Raw genomic sequence first — 19,468 nt, 5'->3', positions numbered from 1 at the left:
ACCCCAGCCGCTGTCGGCGGCACTCGGTAGAATCGGCCCATGCCGTCTTCTCCCGTTACAGATTCCACCCAGCCGCTTCGCATCGCCAGCATCAACACCAACGGCATCCGCGCCGCGTTCCGCAAGGGCATGGGCGACTGGCTCGCCACCCGGGACGTCGACATCCTGGCGATCCAGGAAGTGCGCGCGTCGACGGAAGATATCGAAGGCCTGCTCGGCCCGGAGTGGAGCATCCTGCATGATGCCGCGTCGGCCAAGGGCCGCGCGGGCGTGGCGATCGCCAGCCGGAAGAGCGCCTCGATCCACCGGGTCGAACTGGGCCACCCCGACTTCGACAGCGCCGGCCGCTGGCTCGAGGCCGACTACGAAGTCAACGGCAAGATCGTAACCGTGGTGAGCACCTACGTGCACTCCGGCGAGGTGGACACCCCCAAGCAGGTCGAGAAGTTCACCTTCCTCGACTCCATGCTCACCCGCCTGCCCGAACTGGCCGCGCACAGCGACCGGGTCGTGGTGCTCGGCGACCTGAACGTGGGTCACCGCCGGTTCGACATCAAGAACTGGAAGGGCAACGTGAAGCGGGCCGGCTTCCTGCCCGAGGAACGCGCCTACTTCGACAAGATCCTGGGCGCCGAAGACGAGACCGACTACAACAACGGTGCCGGCCTCGGCTGGGTCGACATCGGTCGCAAGGCCGCTGGCGAAGTGGACGGACCGTTCACCTGGTGGTCGTGGCGGGGCCAGGCCTTCGACAACGACACCGGTTGGCGCATCGACTACCAGCTCGCGACGCCCGCACTGGCGGCATCCGTCGTTAATTACACGGTCGACCGGGCGGATGCCTACGACCAGCGCTGGAGTGACCACGCCCCCGTGGTCGTCGACTACGCCATCTGATTCTTCTCCTCGCCGCTATTGCGGCCCACCGCTTGACGAAAGACACCCCATCATGACCAAGACCCGCCTCTACTCCGGCATGCAGCCCTCCGCCGACTCCCTGCAGATCGGCAACTACATCGGTGCGCTGCTGAACTGGAAGAAGCTGCAGCAGACCCACGACGCGTTCTTCTCGATCGTGGACCTGCACGCCATCACCGTGGCGCAGGACCCGGCCAAGCTGCGCGAGAACACTCGCGCCACCGCCGCCCAGTACATCGCCGCCGGCATCGACCCGGCCGAATCCACCCTGTACGTGCAGTCGCATGTGGCCGCGCACGCCCAGCTGGCCTGGGCGCTGAACAGCATCACCGGCTTCGGTGAGGCCAGCCGGATGACCCAGTTCAAGGACAAGTCCTTGAAGCAGGGCGCCGACGCCACCACCGTCGGCCTCTTCGCGTACCCGGTGCTGATGGCCGCCGACATCCTGCTGTTCCAGAGCGAGATCGTGCCGGTCGGCGAAGACCAGCGCCAGCATGTTGAGCTCACCCGCGACCTGGCCGCCCGGTTCAACTCCCGTTTCGGCGACACTTTCACCATGCCCGAAGCCTCGATCATCCGCGATACCGCGAAGATCTACGACCTGCAGAACCCGACGTCGAAGATGTCGAAGTCGGCCGAGTCGCACGCCGGCGTGATCTGGATGCTCGACGAGCCGTCCGTGACGGCCAAGAAGATCATGCGCGCCGTGACCGACGCCGAGGGCGGTGTGGTCTTCGACCGGGAGAACAAGCCCGGGGTGGCCAACCTGCTGACGATCTACTCGGTGATGGCGGAGCGCTCGGTGGAGTCGCTCGAGAACGAATATGCCGGCAAGGGCTACGGTGACTTCAAGAAGGGCCTGGCCGAGGTGGTCACCGAGACCTTCGGCGCGATCCGGGGGCGCACGCTCGAGCTGCTCGACGACCCGGCCGAACTGGACCGGATCCTGGCCGGCAATGCCGACAAGGCCGCAGCCGTAGCCGATGTCACCCTGGCGACAGCATTCGAGCGCATGGGCTTCCTGCCCCGGCGCTGATAGCGTGACCGGACCGGTGGAGGTGAGTTGATGCGACCCGTTGAGTTGTCGTCGCCACTACTGCGCCTCGACCAGCCGCGCCCGGAGGATGCCGACCTGGTCTTCGAGTACTGCCAGGACCCGCTGTTCAAGGGGTACCTGGCGGCCATGCCGTGGCCCTACCGGCCGGAGGATGCCACCGGCTTCATCTCCGGGCATGTGCCCTCCGGCTGGGCCGACGACAACGAGTACACCTGGGCGCTGCGGGCTCCGGTTGCGCCGGCGGCCGTGCCTGGGGTGCCGGGCGCGACGCGGTCGCCGTTGCTCGGTGTGATCAGCCTGAGCCTGCCGCCCCGGCGGGCCGCCGGTACCGGCGCCCGCACCGGCTCGATCGGCTTCTGGCTCGGCGCCCCGCACCGAGGCCAGGGCCTGATGGTGGAGGCAGAACGACTGGTGCTGGACTGGGCGTTCGCCGGCGGCCTGCTCGATGCTGTGCACTGGGAGTGCGTGGCCGGCAACCTCGGCTCGGCCCGGGCCGCGCGCAAGGCCGGCTTCAGCTTCACCACCGAGGCACCGGCCCGACCGGCCTACCGCGACGGGTCGCATCCCATGTCGTGGCACGGCATCCTGCACGCCGCTGACGACCGCACACCGCGCCCGGGCTGGCCGGCTGCGGTGACGGCCGCGTGAGCGCCGCCGCACGCGCCTGCGCGCTGCTGTGCCCGGTGAGGTCACTGTGAGCGCTGGGACGGAGGGGGTCGCAGCCACAGTGAATGCTGCGGCGGCCGCGCAAGCTGAGGCGGCACAGGCCACTGAGGCTGTAATGCGCCCGGCCCGGACGGTGCCGACTGAACCGGTCGCTCCCCGACTGGTGCTGTTCGACCTGGACGACACCCTGTTCGCGCACCGGGCGGCCGTAGCCGCGGGCATCCTCGGCCACGTCGCCGCGCAGGGTGGCCGGGGTGCGGCCGCCGACCCGCACTCGGTCGTTGCCCTCTGGAACGCGCTCGAAGAGCAGCACTACCACGCCTACCTCGCCGGCGAACTGGACTTCGCCGGGCAACGCAGCGCCCGGGCTCGCGACTTCGCCGCCGCCCACGGCGTGGACCTCACCGAGGCCGAGGCGACAGCCTGGTTCAACGACTATTTCGAGCACTACCGGGCGCACTGGCAGCTGCACGACGATGCCCTGCCGTGCCTGGACGAGGTCGCCCGGCGCATCCCCGGCGTGCGGTTCGGCCTGATCACCAACGGCGAACTGGCCTACCAGAGCGTGAAACTGGCCGACACGGGCCTGGACGCCCGGGTGGAACACGTGATCACCTCGGCCGAGTTCGGCCTGAGCAAGCCGCGGCCGGAAATCTTCCGGCACGCCTGCGCCCTGTTCGGTGCCGACCCGGGTTCCGCGGTGTACGTGGGCGACCGGCTGCGCACCGACGCGATCGGCGCCGCGGCCGCGGGGCTCACCGGCGTGTGGCTGGACCGAGTCGGTTCCGCCGGCCCTCCCCCGCCTGGGGCCGACCTGGTCGAGGCCCGCGACCGAGGCGTCATCCGTCTCACCACCCTCGCCGCCCTGCCGGACCTCCTCGCCCCCGAGTCCTCCGCCGGCACGCGGACCTAGGCACCGCGCGAGCGGACGCCGCCCGATTCGCGGGCAAAACGCCGCTGCGCGCGAGGCGCGCCACCCGCGAATCGGCGCCGCACCCGCGCGCCTCGGAAAAGGCGGCGGATGCGGCGTCAGATGGGCGCGGCTGGCGGATGCCGAGCGGATGCTTGGTGGGGCTAGAGCACGTCCTCGTCGACCCAGTCGAGGGTCTTGGTGATGGCCTTCTTCCAGTTGCGCAGCAGACGGGCGCGCTCGGCCTCCTCCATGTCGGGCTCCCAGCGGGCGTCTTCCTGCCAGTTGGCGCGCAGTTCGCCCAGGCCGCTCCAGAAGCCAACGGCCAGGCCGGCCGCGTAGGCGGCGCCGAGCGCGGTGGTCTCGGCCACGACCGGGCGCACGACGGGCACACCCAGGATGTCGGCCTGGAACTGCAGCAGGAGGTTGTTGCCGGTGGCGCCGCCATCGACCTTGAGCTCGGTCAGCGGAACACCGGAGTCGGCGTTGACGGCGTCGATGACCTCGCGGGTCTGGAAGGCGATGGCCTCCAGCGCCGCCCGGGCGATGTGGCCCTTGTTCACGAAGCGGGTGAGTCCCACCAGCGCACCGCGGGCATCCGAGCGCCAGTACGGTGCGAACAGGCCGCTGAACGCCGGCACGAAGTAGGCGCCACCGTTGTCGTCCACGGTGCGGGCGAGGGTTTCGATCTCGCTCGCCGATGAGATCAGGCCCAGGCTGTCGCGCAGCCACTGCACCAGCGAGCCGGTCACCGCGATCGAGCCCTCAAGCGCGTAGTGCGGTTCGGCGTCGCCGAGCTTGTAGCCCAGCGTGGTGAGCAGGCCGTTCTTCGAGTGGATGATCTCGGTGCCGGTGTTGAAGATCAGGAAGTTACCGGTGCCGTAGGTGTTCTTCGCCTCACCCTGGTCGAACGCGGCCTGGCCGAACGTGGCCGCCTGCTGGTCGCCGAGGATGCCGGCGATCGGCACCTCGCGCAGCAGGCTGTGCGAGTTGACGGTGCCGTAGACCTCGCTGGACGAGCGGATCTCGGGCATCATGGACCGCGGCACCCCGAATGTCTTCAGGATCTCGTCATCCCATTCCAGGGTCTCGAGGTTCATGAACAGGGTGCGGCTGGCGTTGGTGACGTCGGTGGCGTGCACCCCGCCCTCCAGGCCGCCGGTGAGGTTCCAGAGCACCCAGGAGTCGGTGGTGCCGAACATCAGGTCGCCGCGTTCGGCCTTCTCCCTGGCACCCTCGACGTTCTCGAGGATCCAGACGATCTTGGTGCCGGAGAAGTACGTGGCCAACGGCAGGCCCACGACGGACTTGAACCTGTCGCCGCCGCCATCCGCCGCGAGCCGGTCGACGATCGGCTGGGTGCGGGTGTCCTGCCAGACGATGGCGTTGTACACCGGCAGCCCGGTGGTGCGGTCCCAGACCACAGCGGTCTCGCGCTGGTTGGTGATGCCGACCGCTTCGATGTCGTGCCGGGTGAGGTTGGCCTTGGACAGCGCCTGGCCGATCACCTGGCGGGTGTTGCCCCAGATCTCCATCGGGTCGTGTTCGACCCAGCCGGCCCGCGGGAAGATCTGTTCGTGCTCGAGCTGGCCGGTGGAGACGATCGACCCGGAGTGGTCGAAGATGATGGCCCTGGTGCTCGTCGTGCCCTGGTCGATGGCGAAAATGTACTTGTCACTCATGTCGGAACTCCTGTGTTGGGACGTGGCTGTTGAGATTGAGTTGTTGAGATTGATGGGTGAATCGAGGGGCTGGTCAGGTGAGGATGGGCAGAAGCACCAGCGAGGCCCAGCCGGCCAAGACGCCGCCGATGACGGGTCCGGCGACGGGAACCCACGAGTAGGACCAGTCGGATCCGCGCTTGCCCTTGATGGGTAGCAGGGCGTGGGCGATGCGCGGACCGAGGTCACGGGCCGGGTTGATGGCGTAGCCGGTCGGTCCGCCGAGCGAGGTGCCGATCACGATAACCAGCAGCGCAACGGGCAGGGCGCCAAGGGCCGCGAGGCCGCCGTTCTCACCCTGGCGACCGCCGCCGAACGCGATCACCACGAACACCAGCACGAAGGTGCCGATGATCTCGGTGACCAGGTTCCAGCCGTACGAGCGGATGGCCGGACCGGTGGAGAAGACGCCGAGCTTGTTCGCCGGCTCCGGTTCCTGGTCGAAGTGCTGCTTGTACGCCAGCCAGACCACGACGGCGCCGATGATGGCACCGATCATCTGGGCAGCGATGTAGACCAGCACCGAGACGACGTTCACCGGCACACCCGAGCCGAACTCGGTGGCGCCGGAGGACACCAGGCCCAGCGTGACCGCCGGGTTCAGGTGCGCACCGGAGTTGTACGAGACGATCACACCGGCGAAGACCGCGAGGCCCCAACCGATGGTGACCATGAGGAAGCCGGCTCCGAAGCCCTTGTTCTTCGTGAGGGCGACGTTGGCGACAACGCCACAGCCGAGGAGCACCAGGAGGGCTGTGCCCACCAGCTCCGAGAGGAATACAACACCGAGATTGTCCACATTGACCTTTCGTGTTTGCGTGCCCGCGGGAAATTGTGCGGTCCTGACACGTTATCGAGCCAAAAACCGCAGAATGGTAGCCCCGGGCGCACGTTTGTGCAGATTGGGAGGCGGGGAAGTCCCCCACCTCCCGTCTGGATTACGGGGCCGGAACGGCCTCTGGCGCGCCCATCAGGTCTACGCCGTGCACCTCGGCGAGCTCCTGGGCTGCCGCGGTCACCTCTGCGGCGTTCTGGGCGGCGTCCCAGCCGAGCACGGGAGCCAGCACGCCGGCCAGTTCCTCCAGCAGCGGCAGGCTGAGCCCACCGACGAAGGCCAGGCTGGTTCGGCGCAGCAGCAGGTCGAGCAGGTGGGTCACCTGCTCCTCCGCGGCCAGGTACTCGATCTCCCGCCGGGTGTACAGCGGATTGTGCACAAGCGGGGCATCCGTGGCATCGGTGAGGAAGTCGATGATCGCGCCCGCTCGGGTGCCGTAGCGGGTGAGCAGGGCCTGGGCGCGGGGGCGGCCGACCTCGTCGCCGTGCGCGGCGAGCCAGACCGTGTGCGCGGCCTCGGTGCTGGGGAAGTCCTTGCCGCCGCCGATCGCGAGGCCCTCGGTCGACACCCGGCGCGGCAGGCCGAGCAGGGTGAGGATGTCACCGCTGAGGTGTTCGGCCAGCGCACGGAACGTGGTCCACTTGCCGCCCACCAGGCTGAGCAGGGTGCCGGGGCGATCTGCCAGCGGGCTGGACTCGATGCGGTAGTCGCGGGAGACGAAACCGGGCGCCTCGTCGTCGTGCCGGGGCAGCGGGCGCACCCCGGAGAACCGGAAGACGATGTGCGAACGGTCGACCGTGATATCCGGGAAAACGTGCGAGACCAGGTCGAAGAAGTAGTCGATCTCGTCTTCGGTGGTGCGGATGGGTTCGCGCATGTCGTGCTCGAGGTCGGTGGTGCCGATCAGCACCCGGCCGGCGAGCGGGTAGATGAGCACGATCCGGCCGTCGCTGTTCTCGAAGAAGATCTCGCCGCCGCCGGTGGCCGCGAGGAGCTCGGGGTGGTCGAGCACGATGTGCGAGCCCTTGGTGCCGCCCATGTAGCTGCTGGCCGCGCCGAGGGCCGCGTTGGTGAGGTCGGTCCACGGGCCGGAGGTGTTCACCACGACGTCGGCGGCGAAGCTGAATTCCTCGCCGGTGACGGTGTTGCGCAGGCGAACGCCGTCGGCGTCCATGCCCACGGCTTCGATGTAGTTGGCGCTGCGAGCGTGCGCGCCGGTGTCGAGGCCGTCGCGAAGCACGTCGAGCGCGAGCCGCTCCGGGTCGTGCATGGATGCGTCGTAGTACGTGGCCGTGTACTTGAGGCCAGGGTTCAGCCGCGGCAGGCGCTGCAGGGACTTCTTGCGGCCGTGGAATTCGTGCCGGGGCACGGAGCCGCCGTCACGGGAGAAGGAGTCGTAGAGCACCAGCCCCACCTTGATCAGCAGGGCGCCGCGCTCCTGCGCCTTGCCCTGCTTGTGGGTGAGGAACCGCAGCGGGGCGGCGAGCACCCCGGAGAGCGCGGAGAACATCGGCACGGTGGTCTTGAGCGGCTTCACATAATGCGGAGCGATCTTCAGCAGCGCGTTCCGCTCGGTCACCGACTCCTTGACCAGCCGGAACTCACCGTTCTCGAGGTAACGGATGCCGCCGTGGATCATGTGCGACGACGCGGCCGAGGCGCCGGAGACGTAGTCGCCCCGGTCGACGAGGGTGACATCGACGCCCTGCAGGGCGAGGTCACGGAAGGTGGCGATGCCGTTGATGCCGGCGCCGATGATGAGAACCTGGGCGTTCGGGCGTTCCTGGAGGGCCGATCGGGCAGCGTCTGCAGGTGAGGAGGGAGGGGTTGACAGCACTGTTCACTACCTTTGTTCGTCATCCGAGACGGCAGCACCGAGGCGCAATACCACTCGAATTAGCTCGGAATGCCCAGCCGGGTTTGCGCGGGGGCGGTCCGATGTGGATTAATCAAGCTTGAGTTGATCAACACATACGGTCAAGCCGAGTGAACAAACGTGCAAGGAGGGGCTGTGAGCCTCGTTGATGAGTCGGCACAGTCCGACCGGGTACGCGACGCCCTCACTGCCGCGCACCTCTACTACATGCAGGACCTCACGATGGATGCCATCGCCCACGAGCTCCACACCTCCCGCTCCTCCGTGTCCCGCCTGCTCAGTCATGCCCGCGCGACCGGCCTCGTCGACATCCAGATCCGCTCTCCCCTCGACGCCCCGAGCCGGCTGGAACTGCTGATTCAGGAGCGGTTCAACATCACCGCACACGTCGTTCCGGTGCCCGATCACGCCACCGACGTCGACAGATTGGAGCGGGTGGCGCTGTCGGTTGCACGGATTCTCGGCCAGTTCTTCGACTCCAACATGGTCATGGGCATCGCCTGGGGCTCCACCATGAACGCGATCAGCCGGCACGTCACACCCAAGCAGACCCACAACTCGCAGATCATCCAACTCAACGGGGCCGGCAACCACCGCACCACGGGGCTCAGTTACGCCAGTGAGATCCTCGGGCGGTTCGGCTACGCGTTCGGCGCGCATGTGCACCAGTTCCCGGTGCCGGCGTTCTTCGACAGCCCCGCCACCAAGCAGGCGCTGTGGCGGGAACGCAGTGTTCTCCGGCTGCTCGAGATGCAGGCGCGGATGGACGTGGCCCTGTTCGGACTCGGCTCACCGTTCTCCGAGGTGCCCAGCCACGTCTATGCCGGCGGCTACCTCGAAGAGGGCGATTACGCCTCGCTCAGCCGGGCCAGCGTGGTGGGTGACGTGGCGACGGTGTTCTACCGCGCCGACGGCTCCACCGACGGGATCCTGCTCAACGCCCGCGGCACCGGCCCCGGGTTCGAGGTGTTGCGCCAGACTCCGCGCCGCCTCTGTGTGGTTTCTGGCCAGGCCAAACTGCCCAGCCTTCGCGGGGCGCTGAAAGCAGAACTGATCACCGATTTGTTTGTCGACGAGAGCACCGCCCGTGCGCTGGTGGCGTCGATCTGACCGACTCGGAACGTCATCTGCGACGCATGGGAATAGCTCAACTCCGGCTGCGTTGAGATATAACTGACTATAGAAACGTGCTCCGGGGTCGGTGAGAATCCGAACCGGCGGTGAAAGTCCGCGAGCCGAAACCTGATCGTTGGGTTTCGGTTGAGCTGGTGAAATTCCAGCACCGACGGTTAAAGTCCGGATGGGAGGAGACACGAATCGAGGGTTCACTTGTGGACCGTCGACGGCTTTCGCGCACGCGAAATCCCCCTCCCGGAGCGTCTGAACGACGGGACAGGGAATGCAGCAGCAGCACACGCTCGACAGCGCGATGCGCCGAGCCCTGCAGCTGGCCGGCAACGGACCCGCCGCCGGCGTCAACCCCCGGGTCGGTTGCGTGATCCTCAGCCCCGCCGGTGAACTCCTCGCCGAGGGCTGGCACCGCGGCGCCGGCACCTGCCACGCCGAAGTGGATGCCCTGGCCCAGCTCGACCCTGCCGCCGCTCGCGGCGCCACCGCCGTGGTCACCCTCGAACCCTGCAACCACACCGGCCGAACCGGCCCGTGTGCGCTCGCGCTGATCGACGCCGGCATCAGCCGGGTGGTCTACGCCGTCGCCGACCCCGGCCGGCACTCTTCCGGCGGCGGTGACCGGCTGCGAGCCGCCGGCGTGGACGTGACCGGCGGGCTCCTGGCCGACGAGGTCGAAGTCTTCCTGGCCGACTGGCTGGTCTCCGCCCGGCTCGGCCGCCCGTTCGTCACGGTGAAGTGGGCGTCGAGCCTCGACGGCCGCGCCGCGGCAGCGGATGGTTCCAGTCAGTGGATCACCGGCCCCGCCGCCCGGCACGACGTGCACCTGCGCCGTGCTGCGGCCGACGCGATCGTGGTGGGCACCGGCACCGTTCTCGCCGATGACCCGTCCCTCACCGCCCGCGCCGATGACGGCACGTTGCTGCCGCATCAGCCGCAACCCGTTGTGGCGGGCGACCGCCCGGTGCCGGCCGACGCCGCCGTGCACCGGCATCCTCTCGCCCCGTGGTTCGTGGCCGGGCACGACCCGAACGCGCTGCTGCGCGAGCTGCACGAGCGCGGCATCCGCCGGGTGTTCGTGGAGGGCGGCCCCACCCTGGCCAGCGCCTTCGTGCGCGCCGGCCTGGCCGACGAGTACCTCGTCTACCTCGCGCCCACCCTGCTCGGCGGCGAAAAGCTCGCCCTCGGCGACATCGGCGTCGGCAGCATCACCGGGCAGCGCCGCCTGGCGATCGACGACCTGGTGCGGCTCGGCGACGACATCCTGCTCATCGCCCGCCCCGCCTCGAGCCAGACCCCCACGACCGACCACACCGCCCCCGCCTTGAGCGTCACCGAGAAGTGAAGAGGACCACCATGTTCACCGGAATCATTGAGGAGCTCGGCACCATCGAGCACGTCGAGCGCACGAGTGATGCCGCCCGGCTGACCATCCGCGGGCCGCTCGTGGTCGACGGCGCCGGCCACGGCGACTCCATCTCGGTCAACGGCGTCTGCCTCACCGTGGTCGACCAGACCCCGGACACCTTCACCGCCGACGTGATGGCGCAGACCCTGTCGATGTCCACCCTGGAGCGCGCCGCACCCGGCACGCCGGTGAACCTGGAACGCGCTGCCTTGGTCGGCGGCCGGCTCGGCGGGCACATCGTGCAGGGCCACATCGACGGCACCGGCACCGTACTGGCCGTGCGCCCCGGCGAGGCCTGGCAGGTGGTGCGGTTCAGCCTCAGCCCACAGCTGGCGCCGCTGGTGGTGGACAAGGGCTCGATCGCCATCGACGGCGTCTCCCTCACGGTGAGCAACATCTCCCCCGCCACGGTTGTCGAGCAGTGGTTCGAGGTCTCGCTCATTCCCGAGACCCTCGCCGCCACCACCCTGGGCAGCAAGGCCGTCGGCGACCAGGTCAACCTCGAAACCGACATCCTGGCCCGGCACGTGGAGCGGATGCTCGCCCTCGCCGCCGCGCAGACCGGCCAGGCGGCCCCCTCAGCAGACCCCGCGGCACCTTCCGACACATCCGCACCATCCGCAGTTCTAAGGAGCACCCCATGAGCCTCGCCGACATCCCCACCGCACTGGCGGCACTCCGGCTCGGCAAGCCCGTCATCGTCGCCGACGATGAGGGCCGCGAGAACGAGGGCGACGTGATCATCTCCGCCCAGCTCGCCACCCAGGAATGGATCGCCTGGACCGTGCGCAACTCCAGCGGTTTCATCTGCGCGCCGATGACCAACGACATCGCCGACACCCTCGACCTGCCCGTGATGGTGCTCAACAACGAAGACCCGCGCGGCACGAACTACACGGTCACCGTAGACGCCGCCGATCGCCTGAGCACCGGCATCAGCGCCGCCGACCGCGCCCACACCCTGCGCGTGCTGGCCGAACCGAGCTCTACCCCGGCCAGCCTCAACCGGCCCGGGCACATCCTGCCGCTGCGCGCGATGGATGGTGGCGTGCGGGAACGCGACGGTCACACCGAGGCTGCCGTCGACCTGATGAAGCTCGCCGGGCTCACCCCGGTGGCCGGCATCGCCGAGATCGTCGCCGACGACGGCGAGATGATGCGCCTACCCGGCCTGCTCGTGCTCGGCGAGCGTGAGGGCGTGCCGGTGATCACCATCGCCGACCTCATCGTCTACCTCGAGGAGTTCCACGGCGGCGCCCCTCTGGCCTCGATCAGCCCGATCCGGGAATCCCCGCGGGTGGACTTCGAGGTGGAGACCACGGTTCCCACCAGCCACGGCGCCTTCCAGATCCGCGCCTACCGCGACCGGATGACCGGGGCCGACCACGTGGCCATCGTCTCCGGCACCCCCGCCGATGGTGCGCTCGTGCGGGTGCACTCCGAGTGCCTCACCGGTGAGGCGTTCGGCTCGCTCAAATGCGAGTGCGGCCCGCAGCTGCAGGCCGCGCTGGACACCATTGAGCAGGGCGGCGGCGTGGTGATCTACCTGCGCGGCCAGGAGGGCCGGGGCATCGGTCTGATCAACAAGCTGCGTGCCTACAAGCTGCAGGAAGACGGCCTGGACACCCTGGACGCCAACCTCGCCCTGGGCCTGCCCGCCGATTCCCGGGACTACGGGGCCGCCACCGCGATCCTGGACGAACTCGGGGTCGGCTCGGTGCGCCTGCTCACCAACAACCCGGAGAAGGTGCGCCAGCTGGAAGCCCACGGCGTGACCGTGACCGAACGGGTGCCGCTCGTCGTGGGCGTCGGCAGCCACAACGAGGACTACCTCGCCGCCAAGCGTGACCGCATGGGCCATGAAATCTCAGCACACCAAATCGTGAAAGGACTCGCACTATGAGTGGAGCAGGCTCCCCCGACATCACTGTCGACGGCACCGGACTGGAGGTCGTGATCATTGCCGGCCGCTGGCACGATGTGATCACCGACGGCCTCATCGCCGGAGCCACCCGGGTGCTCGAGGCATCCGGGGCCACGTACTCGTTGGTGCGCGTGCCCGGCAGCTTCGAGCTGCCCGTGGCGAGCAAGGTGGCGCTGGACAGCGGCGCCGACGCGGTGGTGGCGCTCGGCGTGATCATCCGTGGCGGCACCCCGCACTTCGAGTACGTCTCGGCGGCGGCGACGGATGGCCTCACCCGGGTGGCGCTGGACACCGGCAAGCCGGTCGGCTTCGGCGTGCTCACCCTCGACGACGAGCAGCAGGGCCTGGACCGGGCCGGGCTGCCCGGCTCGAAGGAGGACAAGGGCGAGGAGGCCGCTACCGCGGCGTTGTCCACGGCCCTGGTGCTCAAGCAGCTGCGCGCCCGGTAGAACGCTGGTCGAGCTCTGCCCGCTGGTCGAGCTTGTCGAGACCAGGTGAGACTATCTCGCCGACGGTACCGACCCAAGGCATAGTCACGAGGTCTCGACAAGCTCGACCAACGAGTGGGCACGGCGCGCAGACCGGGTCACGAGGGTCTCGACGAGCTCGAGCAGCGAGGGTCGCGACCTCTATTTCGAAGCGGCGAGGAGCGCGGTCACCCGTTCGAGCAGCTCGTTGGCGCGGAACGGCTTGATCAGGTAGCCATCCGCCCCGGTGTTCAGCGCCAGGGCGATGTCGCTGTCCTGCGACTTCGCGGTCAGCATGAGAATTCGCGGCTGAGCCATCCCGGTATCGGCGCGGATGCTCGCGCACACCTCGATGCCGGTGAGCTTGGGCATCATCCAGTCCAGCACCATCAGGTCGGGCAGCACCTCGTGCGCCGCGGAGAGGCCTTCCTGCCCGTCGCCGGCTTCGAAGACGTCATGCCCGGCCCTGCGGAGTTTGTGGGCGATGAGCGCCCTGACGTCTTCGTCGTCCTCGACGATCAAAATACGTGGCATCAGTGCTGTCCCCTGGTTCGGCCATGTTCTCGCGTTGATCGCGGCCCTCGGGCTCGTGACGCGCTACGTTGACTTTATCCAACCGCACCATGGTCGGCTTCACAGGGGGGACACCGCGCCGGTGAACAATGTCGTTTCCTGGCTGTGGGCCGTGCCCCGCAACTGGCGATACGCGGCCATCGCCGGGCTCCTCGTTCTGGTGTACCTGCTCGGCCTCGCCGCGTTGACGGCGCCCTCCTCCGCCAGCGGCGTCGCCGCCTGGTGGCCGGCCGCCGCCGGCGGGGTGCTCGCCCTCTGCGTCGCGCGCGGCCTCGAACGCTGGCCGGTCGCCGTTCTGGTGGGGCTCGTCAGCGCCGCCGCGAATCTCAGCGGCGGCCGCCCGCTGCCCGTGGCCATCGGCTTCGGGCTGGCCAATGCGCTCGAGGCCGTCGTGGTTGCAGCGATCCTCAGCCGACGGGACGAACCGGCCCGGCTCGACACCGTGCGTGACGTGATGCGGTTCACCATCGCCGTGCTCAGCGGCAGCCTGGTCATCGGGTTGGGCGCCGCCGTCACCCTCACCCTGTTCAGCAGCGGCGAGTTCGGCGCTGTACTGCTCTCCGCCATTCCCTCGCACGCCTTCGCGGTATTCGTGCTGGTGCCGCTGGCGCTCGTGCGGCGGCGCCCGATCAACCGGCACCGCCGGCTGGAGATGCTCATCCAGGTGGGCTGCATGCTCCTGGTGCTCGGGGTCGCTTACGCACCCGGCCAGCCGCTGCCGTTGTCGTTCCTGCTGCTGCCCCTGCTCACCTGGGCCGCGTTCAGATTCGGCATCCGGGTGGTGGGCTGGGAACTCTGCGGCACCGCGCTGATCGCCTCCGCCGTGAACTCGGTGGGCGTGGGCTATTTCACCGTGGGCCAGGGCAACACCGCCGCGGCCGGATCCCTCGTGCAGATCTTCCTCCTCACCTATGCGGTGTCGGTGCTGCTGCTGGCCGCCGAACTCGCCCAGCGCGACGACCTGCTCGAGCGCGAGCGGCAGGTGGTGCAGGCCCTGCTCGACCTCAACCGGCAGAAGGACGACTTCGTGTCGTCGGTCAGCCACGAACTGCGCACCCCGATCACCAGCATCCTGGGCTACGCCGAGGAGCTGGAGGACACCGAGCTCGACGCCGCCCAGGCCCGGTACACCCGGGTGATCGTGCGCAACTCCCACCGGCTGGCGCAACTGGTGGAAGACCTCCTGGATCTCTCCCGCATGAGCACCCAGTCCGACACGGCCGCGCTCGAGTCCGTGGACCTCCGCACACTCGTGGTCGATTGTGTCGAAGAGCTGGCCCCGCAGGCCCACGAGGCCGGGGTGAGCCTGACGGCCGAGTTCAGCGACGGACCGCTGCGACTGCGCACCTCGGCCTCCGACGTGCGTCGGATGCTGACGAACCTGGTGTCGAACGCGGTCAAGTTCACGCCCGCCGACGGCCAGGTCTGGGTCGGGGTGTTCGCCGACACCGAGAGCGTGCTGGTCACCGTGAGCGACAACGGCATCGGCATCCCGCCGGCAGACATCGAGCGGGTCTTCGACAGGTTCTACCGCTCGGCCAGCGCCGAGTCCTTGCCGGGCACCGGCCTCGGTCTGCCCCTGACCAAGGGCCTGGTCGACCGGCTCGGCGGCAGCATCGACCTGCAGTCAGATGGGCGCACCGGCACCCACGTGACCGTCGCACTGCCCCGGCACCCCGCGGCGGGGCCGGAGGAGCTCTCGCGGGCCGATTCGTCGGGCGGCGCGCCCCGAATGTAGGGTGAATGGTGGCCGTCACGAGCGGCCACACTTTTTGCGCAGCGAAACCGCCCGCCCCCGACGACTGACCGCCGTCTCGCGCCGACGACGTTCCCGCCACTTCCTTCTTCGAAAGCGCCTTCCCTCATGTCGACATCCACTGCGGCGGCCACTCCCGCCGCCCCCGCGCCCACGAACCCCCGCAGTCGCGTCATCCTGGCCAGCCTCATCGGCACCACGATCGAGTTCTACGACTTCTACGTCTACGCCACGGCCGCGGTGCTGGTCTTCCCGCACCTGTTCTTCCCCACCGGCAACGACACGACCGCCCTGCTGGCCTCCTTCGCCGTCTTCGGAGCCGCCATGGTCGCCCGCCCGCTCGGCGCCCTGTTCTTCGGCCACTTCGGCGACAAGAAGGGCCGCAAGGCCACCCTCGTCGGCGCCCTGCTCACCATGGGCATCGCCACCTTCCTGATCGGCGTGCTGCCGACCTACTCGATGGTCGGCTGGTTCGCCCCGCTGATGCTCGTCATCCTGCGCCTGGCCCAGGGCTTCGCGCTCGGCGGCGAATGGAGCGGAGCCGCCCTGGTGGCCACCGAGAACGCGCCGAAGGGCAAGCGTGCTTGGTACGGCACCTTCCCCCAGGTGGGCGCGCCGCTCGGCTTCATCATCGCCAACGGCCTGTTCCTGCTGATCGCCCTGCTGCTGCCCTCCGACGACCCGACCCGTCCGTCGGACGCGTTCCTGGAATGGGCCTGGCGGGTGCCGTTCCTGTTCAGCGCGGTCATGGTCATCATCGGCCTCTGGGTGCGCCTGCGCCTGGTGGAGAGCGACGCGTTCACCAAGATCGTCACGACCAAGAAGGTGCAGAAGCTGCCCCTGGCCGCGGTGTTCAAGACCAACTGGCGTGAACTCATCCTAGGCACGTTCATCATGCTCGCCACCTACGTGCTGTTCTACCTGATGACGACCTTCAGCCTGAGCTACGGCCGTGCGGCAACGGATGCGCCGGTCGCCGGCCTCGGTTACAGCTACACGACGTTCGTGCTGATGATGATCGCCGGCGTGGTGTTCTTCGGCATCTTCACCCTCGCCTCCGGCCCCTGGGCCGACAAGTTCGGCCGCCGCCGCACGCTGCTCTGGGTGACCGCGGGCATCATCGTCTTCGGCTTCCTGTTCGTGCCGCTGCTCGGCGCCGGCTTCCTCGGCGTGATGATCTTCCTCATCCTCGGCTTCACGCTGATGGGCATGACCTTCGGCCCGATGGGCGCCCTGCTGCCCGAGCTGTTCCCCACCAACGTGCGTTACACCGGTTCGGCGTTCGCCTACAACATGAGCTCGATCCTCGGTGCCGCCGTGGCCCCGTTCATCGCGGTCTGGCTGTGGACGCTCGGCGAAGGCAGCCCGTTCTGGGTGGGCATCTACCTCTCGGTGATGGGCGTGATCACCCTGGTGGCGCTCTACCTGAGCCGCGAAACCCGCGACCTAGACATCGAGCGCTAATACAACAGGTCGCGAAAGCGGCCATGGGGTTGCCTCAATTCATTGAGGTGACCACATGGCCTCTTTCGCGTACCTGGGGGGCGTCAGTCCAGGAAGAGGGCGCGCAAACGGCGGGTGGTGAAGACCAGGCCCAGGGCGATCATCACGAGGTAGTAGAGCACGTGCCAGAGCATGCCGGCATCGACCAGACCGGTGGTGAGGCCGCGCACCAGCTCCACCCCGTGCCAGAGCGGCAGCGCCTGGATCACGAGTTGCAGGCCCGGCGGGTACACGCTGAGCGGGTAGAACGTGGCCGAGAAGAGGAACATCGGCAGCAGCACGAAGTTGATCCAGTCCATCTGCTGGAAGGTCTTCATGTAGCTGGTCACCGCCATGCCCACACTGGCGAAACCGAAGGCGATCAGCAGCACCGCCGGCAGGGCCAACAGCGCCCACCACGACAGGTTGAGCCCGAGCACCTGCATCACGAACATGAACCCGGTGGCATACAGGGCGCCGCGCAGCAGCGCCAGCGAAATCTCGCCCAGCGCCACGTCGAGCGGCCCGAGCGAGGTGGACAGCATGCCCTCGTAGAGCTTGGCGAACTGCATCTTGAAGAACACGTTCCAGGTGGAGTCGTAGATCGCCCCGTTCATGGCCGCGACGGCCAGCAGCGCCGGCGCGATGTAGGCGGCGTAGGGGATCTCCTGACCGGCCTCGGTGGTGATGGTGCCCACCAGGGCGCCCAGTCCCAGGCCCATCGAGAGCAGGTAGAAGATCGGCTCGAAGAACCCGCTCAGCATGACCAGCCAGTTGGTGCTCGCGGTGGCCCGCCAACCGCGCAGCATGACGCTGCGGGCGTTGCCCGCGTACAGCGCCCCGAGCGGCCGGGTGGGGGCGAGGTGGGGGTTGGTCTGGGTGCCGACGCTCATTTGTTCAACCTCCGCACGGCAACCCGGCGGGCCCACACCCAGCCGATCATCAGCAGCGCCGCCAGGTAGAGCACGTGCACCACGCTGAGCCAGACCGGCTCGACGGCGCCGTAGGCGAACACCCGCGACAGCTCGGTGCCGTGCCAGAGCGGGGAGATCCAGCCGATCCAGCGCAGGTACAGCGGCAGCAGGTCTAGCGGGAAAAACGTGCCGGAGAACAGCGTCATCGGCAGGATGATGAACCGCATCACCATGGCCAGCTGGCCGGTGTCTTCGGTGAGGGTGCTGGTGTACCCCATCAGCAGCGCACCGAAGCCCATGCCCGTGAGCAGGGCCGCGAAGATCGCGAGGAAGCCGGTCGGGCTGGGCACGGCCCCGAAGAGCAGCATGAAGCCGAAGTACAGTCCGCAGGTGACCAGCATCCGCGCCGCCACCGAGATGACGAGGCCGTTGATGATCTGGCCCGGCTGGATGGGGCTGGCGTTCATGCCGTAGAAGACCGGGTTCCACTTGAACCCGAGCATGACCGGGTAGGTGAACTCCTCGCTGGCCACGCTGATCGCGGCGCTGCACAGCAAGGCAGGGGCGACGAAGGTGAGGTAGTCGACCCCGGTCACGGCGTCGGCGCCGAGATTGCCGTCGACCAGGGTGGCCAGGCCGACGCCCATGGCGTAGAGGTAGATCACCGGGTTGCCGATCGCGGTGACGAGCACCGTCTGGGCGTAGGAACGCATCACCCGGAAGCGGTGCTCGGCGACGTACCAGGAGCCCCAGCGCCGGCTGTTCCGGGTGGCGCGGATGGCGCGCGCGGCCGCATCCGACTGCCCGCCGGCGGAGGCGGCCGGGGCCTGTGGCCGGGCGGCGTCTGGCGTGCTCATTCGATCAGGGTGCGCCCGGTCAGGCGCAGGAAGACGTCTTCCAGGCTGGACCGGCGCACGAGGCTGGTGATCGGGTGCAGGCCGGCGTCGGTGAGGCGCACGAGCTCGGCCTCGCCGTTGCCGGTGTAGATGAGGATGCGGTCGGGCAGCACTTCGACCCGGTCGCCGATGCCCTGCAGCCGCTCGGCGACCTCACTGTTGCGGCTGGAGCCGAAGCGCACCTCGAGCACTTCCTTGGAGGAGTACCGGCGGATCAGCTCGGCGGGTGAGCCCTCGGCCATGATGGCGCCCTTGTCGACGACCACGATCCGGTCGCAGAGCTGCTCGGCCTCGTCCATGTAGTGGGTGGTGAGCAGCAGCGTGGTGCCCTGTTCCTTGAGCCGGAACAGCCGGTCCCAGAGGATGTGCCGGGCCTGCGGGTCGAGGCCGGTGGTCGGTTCGTCGAGCAGCAGGATGCTGGGGTCGTTGATCAGCGCCCGGGCGATGGTGAGGCGGCGTTTCATGCCGCCGGAGAGGGCATCCACCTTGGCCTTCGCCTTGTCCTCGAGCTGGGCGAAAGCGAGCAGCTCGTCGGCACGACGGGCCACCTGGGCACGCGGCAGGCCGAAGTACCGGCCGTAGACCAGCAGGTTCTCGCGCACCCGCAGCTCGGTGTCGAGATTGTCGGACTGGGGCACGACGCCCAGTTGCGAGCGGATCTCGGGGCCGTGCCGGTCGGGGTCGAGCCCGAGCACGCTCAGGCTGCCGCCGGTGCGGGTGGACACCGCGCCGACCATGCGCATGGTGGTGGATTTGCCGGCGCCGTTGGGGCCGAGCAGGCCGAAGGATTCGCCCCGTTCCACCGCGAACGAGATGCCATCCACCGCGGCGAAGCCGGCGTAGGTCTTCCTGAGGTCCTGGGCGACGATGACGGGATCTGGCACAGCTCCTACTGTAGGCCGGGGGTGCGACACCGCGACTCGGCGCGGGCGTCAAC

General features: G+C 68.6%; 18 protein-coding genes and 1 riboswitch. Of the genes, 11 read left to right on the top strand and 7 right to left on the bottom strand.

Translation table 11 applies throughout. The annotated features are described in order from the left end of the window. The first annotated feature begins 39 nt into the window (after nt 1-39). The 4 genes from CTB96_RS08835 to CTB96_RS08820 all read left to right on the top strand — a co-directional run bounded on the left by CTB96_RS08835 (nt 40) and on the right by CTB96_RS08820 (nt 3,554). Nucleotides 40-897, top strand: a complete 858-nt coding sequence (locus CTB96_RS08835; RefSeq protein ID WP_110126558.1) for an exodeoxyribonuclease III — start codon at nt 40-42, stop codon at nt 895-897. 52 nt (nt 898-949) lie between these two features. Beyond that, the gene (trpS, locus tag CTB96_RS08830) at nt 950-1,954 is read left to right on the top strand and encodes a tryptophan--tRNA ligase (RefSeq protein ID WP_110126557.1); all 1,005 of its coding nucleotides are present in this window, start codon (nt 950-952) and stop codon (nt 1,952-1,954) included. Nucleotides 1,955-1,984: 30 nt separating this feature from the next. After that, on the top strand, nt 1,985-2,623 hold the full coding sequence (locus CTB96_RS08825; protein ID WP_110126556.1) for a GNAT family N-acetyltransferase: 639 nt from the start codon (nt 1,985-1,987) through the stop codon (nt 2,621-2,623). Nucleotides 2,624-2,756: 133 nt separating this feature from the next. After that, nucleotides 2,757-3,554, top strand: a complete 798-nt coding sequence (locus CTB96_RS08820; protein ID WP_110126555.1) for an HAD family hydrolase — start codon at nt 2,757-2,759, stop codon at nt 3,552-3,554. 161 nt (nt 3,555-3,715) lie between these two features. On the opposite strand, the gene glpK is transcribed toward CTB96_RS08820, so the two are convergent. From glpK to CTB96_RS08805, 3 genes are all read right to left on the bottom strand, one after another. After that, entirely contained in the window at nt 3,716-5,233 is a 1,518-nt protein-coding gene (gene glpK / locus CTB96_RS08815; protein WP_110126554.1) for a glycerol kinase GlpK, read from the bottom strand. Between the two features lie 73 nt (nt 5,234-5,306). Then, entirely contained in the window at nt 5,307-6,071 is a 765-nt protein-coding gene (locus CTB96_RS08810; protein ID WP_110126553.1) for an MIP/aquaporin family protein, read from the bottom strand. Between the two features lie 139 nt (nt 6,072-6,210). Next, nucleotides 6,211-7,941 carry a glycerol-3-phosphate dehydrogenase/oxidase gene (locus CTB96_RS08805; protein ID WP_110126638.1) on the bottom strand — a complete coding sequence of 577 codons (1,731 nt, stop codon included), beginning with the start codon at nt 7,939-7,941 and terminating at the stop codon, nt 6,211-6,213. A gap of 177 nt (nt 7,942-8,118) precedes the next feature. Here CTB96_RS08805 and CTB96_RS08800 point away from each other — a divergent pair, with 177 nt between their 5' ends. From CTB96_RS08800 to ribH, 5 genes are all read left to right on the top strand, one after another. Then, the gene (locus CTB96_RS08800; RefSeq protein ID WP_248283292.1) at nt 8,119-9,093 is read left to right on the top strand and encodes a sugar-binding transcriptional regulator; all 975 of its coding nucleotides are present in this window, start codon (nt 8,119-8,121) and stop codon (nt 9,091-9,093) included. A 74-nt stretch (nt 9,094-9,167) separates the two neighbouring features. Continuing rightward, nucleotides 9,168-9,300: riboswitch (FMN riboswitch) on the top strand. Nucleotides 9,301-9,382: 82 nt separating this feature from the next. After that, on the top strand, nt 9,383-10,456 hold the full coding sequence (gene ribD, locus CTB96_RS08795; protein ID WP_248283291.1) for a bifunctional diaminohydroxyphosphoribosylaminopyrimidine deaminase/5-amino-6-(5-phosphoribosylamino)uracil reductase RibD: 1,074 nt from the start codon (nt 9,383-9,385) through the stop codon (nt 10,454-10,456). A gap of 11 nt (nt 10,457-10,467) precedes the next feature. Then, the gene (locus tag CTB96_RS08790) at nt 10,468-11,163 is read left to right on the top strand and encodes a riboflavin synthase (protein WP_110126552.1); all 696 of its coding nucleotides are present in this window, start codon (nt 10,468-10,470) and stop codon (nt 11,161-11,163) included. Continuing rightward, on the top strand, nt 11,160-12,422 hold the full coding sequence (gene ribA / locus CTB96_RS08785) for a GTP cyclohydrolase II (protein ID WP_110126551.1): 1,263 nt from the start codon (nt 11,160-11,162) through the stop codon (nt 12,420-12,422). The genes CTB96_RS08790 and ribA overlap by 4 nt, the downstream gene beginning before the upstream one ends. After that, nucleotides 12,419-12,892 (top strand): 6,7-dimethyl-8-ribityllumazine synthase, encoded by a 474-nt coding sequence (gene ribH / locus CTB96_RS08780; RefSeq protein WP_110126550.1) that lies wholly within the window; start codon nt 12,419-12,421, stop codon nt 12,890-12,892. The genes ribA and ribH overlap by 4 nt, the downstream gene beginning before the upstream one ends. A 180-nt stretch (nt 12,893-13,072) precedes the next feature. Here the strand turns inward: ribH and CTB96_RS08775 are convergent, their stop codons facing one another. Further along, on the bottom strand, nt 13,073-13,444 hold the full coding sequence (locus CTB96_RS08775) for a response regulator transcription factor (RefSeq protein ID WP_110126549.1): 372 nt from the start codon (nt 13,442-13,444) through the stop codon (nt 13,073-13,075). A 121-nt stretch (nt 13,445-13,565) separates the two neighbouring features. On the opposite strand from CTB96_RS08775, the gene CTB96_RS08770 reads away from it, so the two are divergent. Continuing rightward, complete coding sequence (locus tag CTB96_RS08770) at nt 13,566-15,221, top strand: sensor histidine kinase (RefSeq protein WP_181397205.1); 1,656 nt, start codon at nt 13,566-13,568, stop codon at nt 15,219-15,221. 126 nt (nt 15,222-15,347) lie between these two features. Next, nucleotides 15,348-16,703 (top strand): MFS transporter, encoded by a 1,356-nt coding sequence (locus CTB96_RS08765; RefSeq protein ID WP_110126547.1) that lies wholly within the window; start codon nt 15,348-15,350, stop codon nt 16,701-16,703. 83 nt (nt 16,704-16,786) lie between these two features. On the opposite strand, the gene CTB96_RS08760 is transcribed toward CTB96_RS08765, so the two are convergent. Genes CTB96_RS08760 through CTB96_RS08750 form a run of 3 tightly spaced genes read right to left on the bottom strand, consistent with a single transcriptional unit; the run spans nt 16,787 to nt 19,415 of the window. After that, a complete protein-coding gene (locus CTB96_RS08760; RefSeq protein WP_110126546.1) occupies nt 16,787-17,614 on the bottom strand; it encodes an ABC transporter permease in 828 nt (275 codons plus the stop codon). Further along, nucleotides 17,611-18,492: an ABC transporter permease gene (locus tag CTB96_RS08755; RefSeq protein ID WP_110126545.1), complete on the bottom strand. Its 882-nt coding sequence runs from the start codon at nt 18,490-18,492 to the stop codon at nt 17,611-17,613. Before CTB96_RS08755 ends, CTB96_RS08760 begins: the two co-directional genes overlap by 4 nt. Next, nucleotides 18,489-19,415, bottom strand: coding sequence for an ABC transporter ATP-binding protein (locus tag CTB96_RS08750; RefSeq protein ID WP_110126544.1), 927 nt, complete (start codon nt 19,413-19,415; stop codon nt 18,489-18,491). Before CTB96_RS08750 ends, CTB96_RS08755 begins: the two co-directional genes overlap by 4 nt. Between the last annotated feature and the right edge of the window lie 53 nt (nt 19,416-19,468).

The sequence above is a fragment of the Cryobacterium arcticum genome (assembly GCF_003185895.1).
GTDB lineage: Bacteria > Actinomycetota > Actinomycetes > Actinomycetales > Microbacteriaceae > Cryobacterium > Cryobacterium arcticum.
This window is presented reverse-complemented; position numbering and strand designations above follow the sequence as displayed.

What these genes read in the sequence shown, in the direction of transcription:
- CTB96_RS08765 (WP_110126547.1), top strand. Translation starts at nt 15,348, where the DNA reads ATGTCGACATCCACTGCGGCGGCCACTCCCGCCGCCCCCGCGCCCACG.
- ribH (WP_110126550.1), top strand. Translation starts at nt 12,419, where the DNA reads ATGAGTGGAGCAGGCTCCCCCGACATCACTGTCGACGGCACCGGACTG.
- trpS (WP_110126557.1), top strand. Translation starts at nt 950, where the DNA reads ATGACCAAGACCCGCCTCTACTCCGGCATGCAGCCCTCCGCCGACTCC.
- CTB96_RS08820 (WP_110126555.1), top strand. Translation starts at nt 2,757, where the DNA reads ATGCGCCCGGCCCGGACGGTGCCGACTGAACCGGTCGCTCCCCGACTG.
- CTB96_RS08790 (WP_110126552.1), top strand. Translation starts at nt 10,468, where the DNA reads ATGTTCACCGGAATCATTGAGGAGCTCGGCACCATCGAGCACGTCGAG.
- CTB96_RS08760 (WP_110126546.1), bottom strand. Translation starts at nt 17,614, where the DNA reads ATGAGCGTCGGCACCCAGACCAACCCCCACCTCGCCCCCACCCGGCCG.
- ribA (WP_110126551.1), top strand. Translation starts at nt 11,160, where the DNA reads ATGAGCCTCGCCGACATCCCCACCGCACTGGCGGCACTCCGGCTCGGC.
- ribD (WP_248283291.1), top strand. Translation starts at nt 9,383, where the DNA reads ATGCAGCAGCAGCACACGCTCGACAGCGCGATGCGCCGAGCCCTGCAG.
- CTB96_RS08775 (WP_110126549.1), bottom strand. Translation starts at nt 13,444, where the DNA reads ATGCCACGTATTTTGATCGTCGAGGACGACGAAGACGTCAGGGCGCTC.
- CTB96_RS08835 (WP_110126558.1), top strand. Translation starts at nt 40, where the DNA reads ATGCCGTCTTCTCCCGTTACAGATTCCACCCAGCCGCTTCGCATCGCC.
- CTB96_RS08825 (WP_110126556.1), top strand. Translation starts at nt 1,985, where the DNA reads ATGCGACCCGTTGAGTTGTCGTCGCCACTACTGCGCCTCGACCAGCCG.
- CTB96_RS08755 (WP_110126545.1), bottom strand. Translation starts at nt 18,492, where the DNA reads ATGAGCACGCCAGACGCCGCCCGGCCACAGGCCCCGGCCGCCTCCGCC.
- glpK (WP_110126554.1), bottom strand. Translation starts at nt 5,233, where the DNA reads ATGAGTGACAAGTACATTTTCGCCATCGACCAGGGCACGACGAGCACC.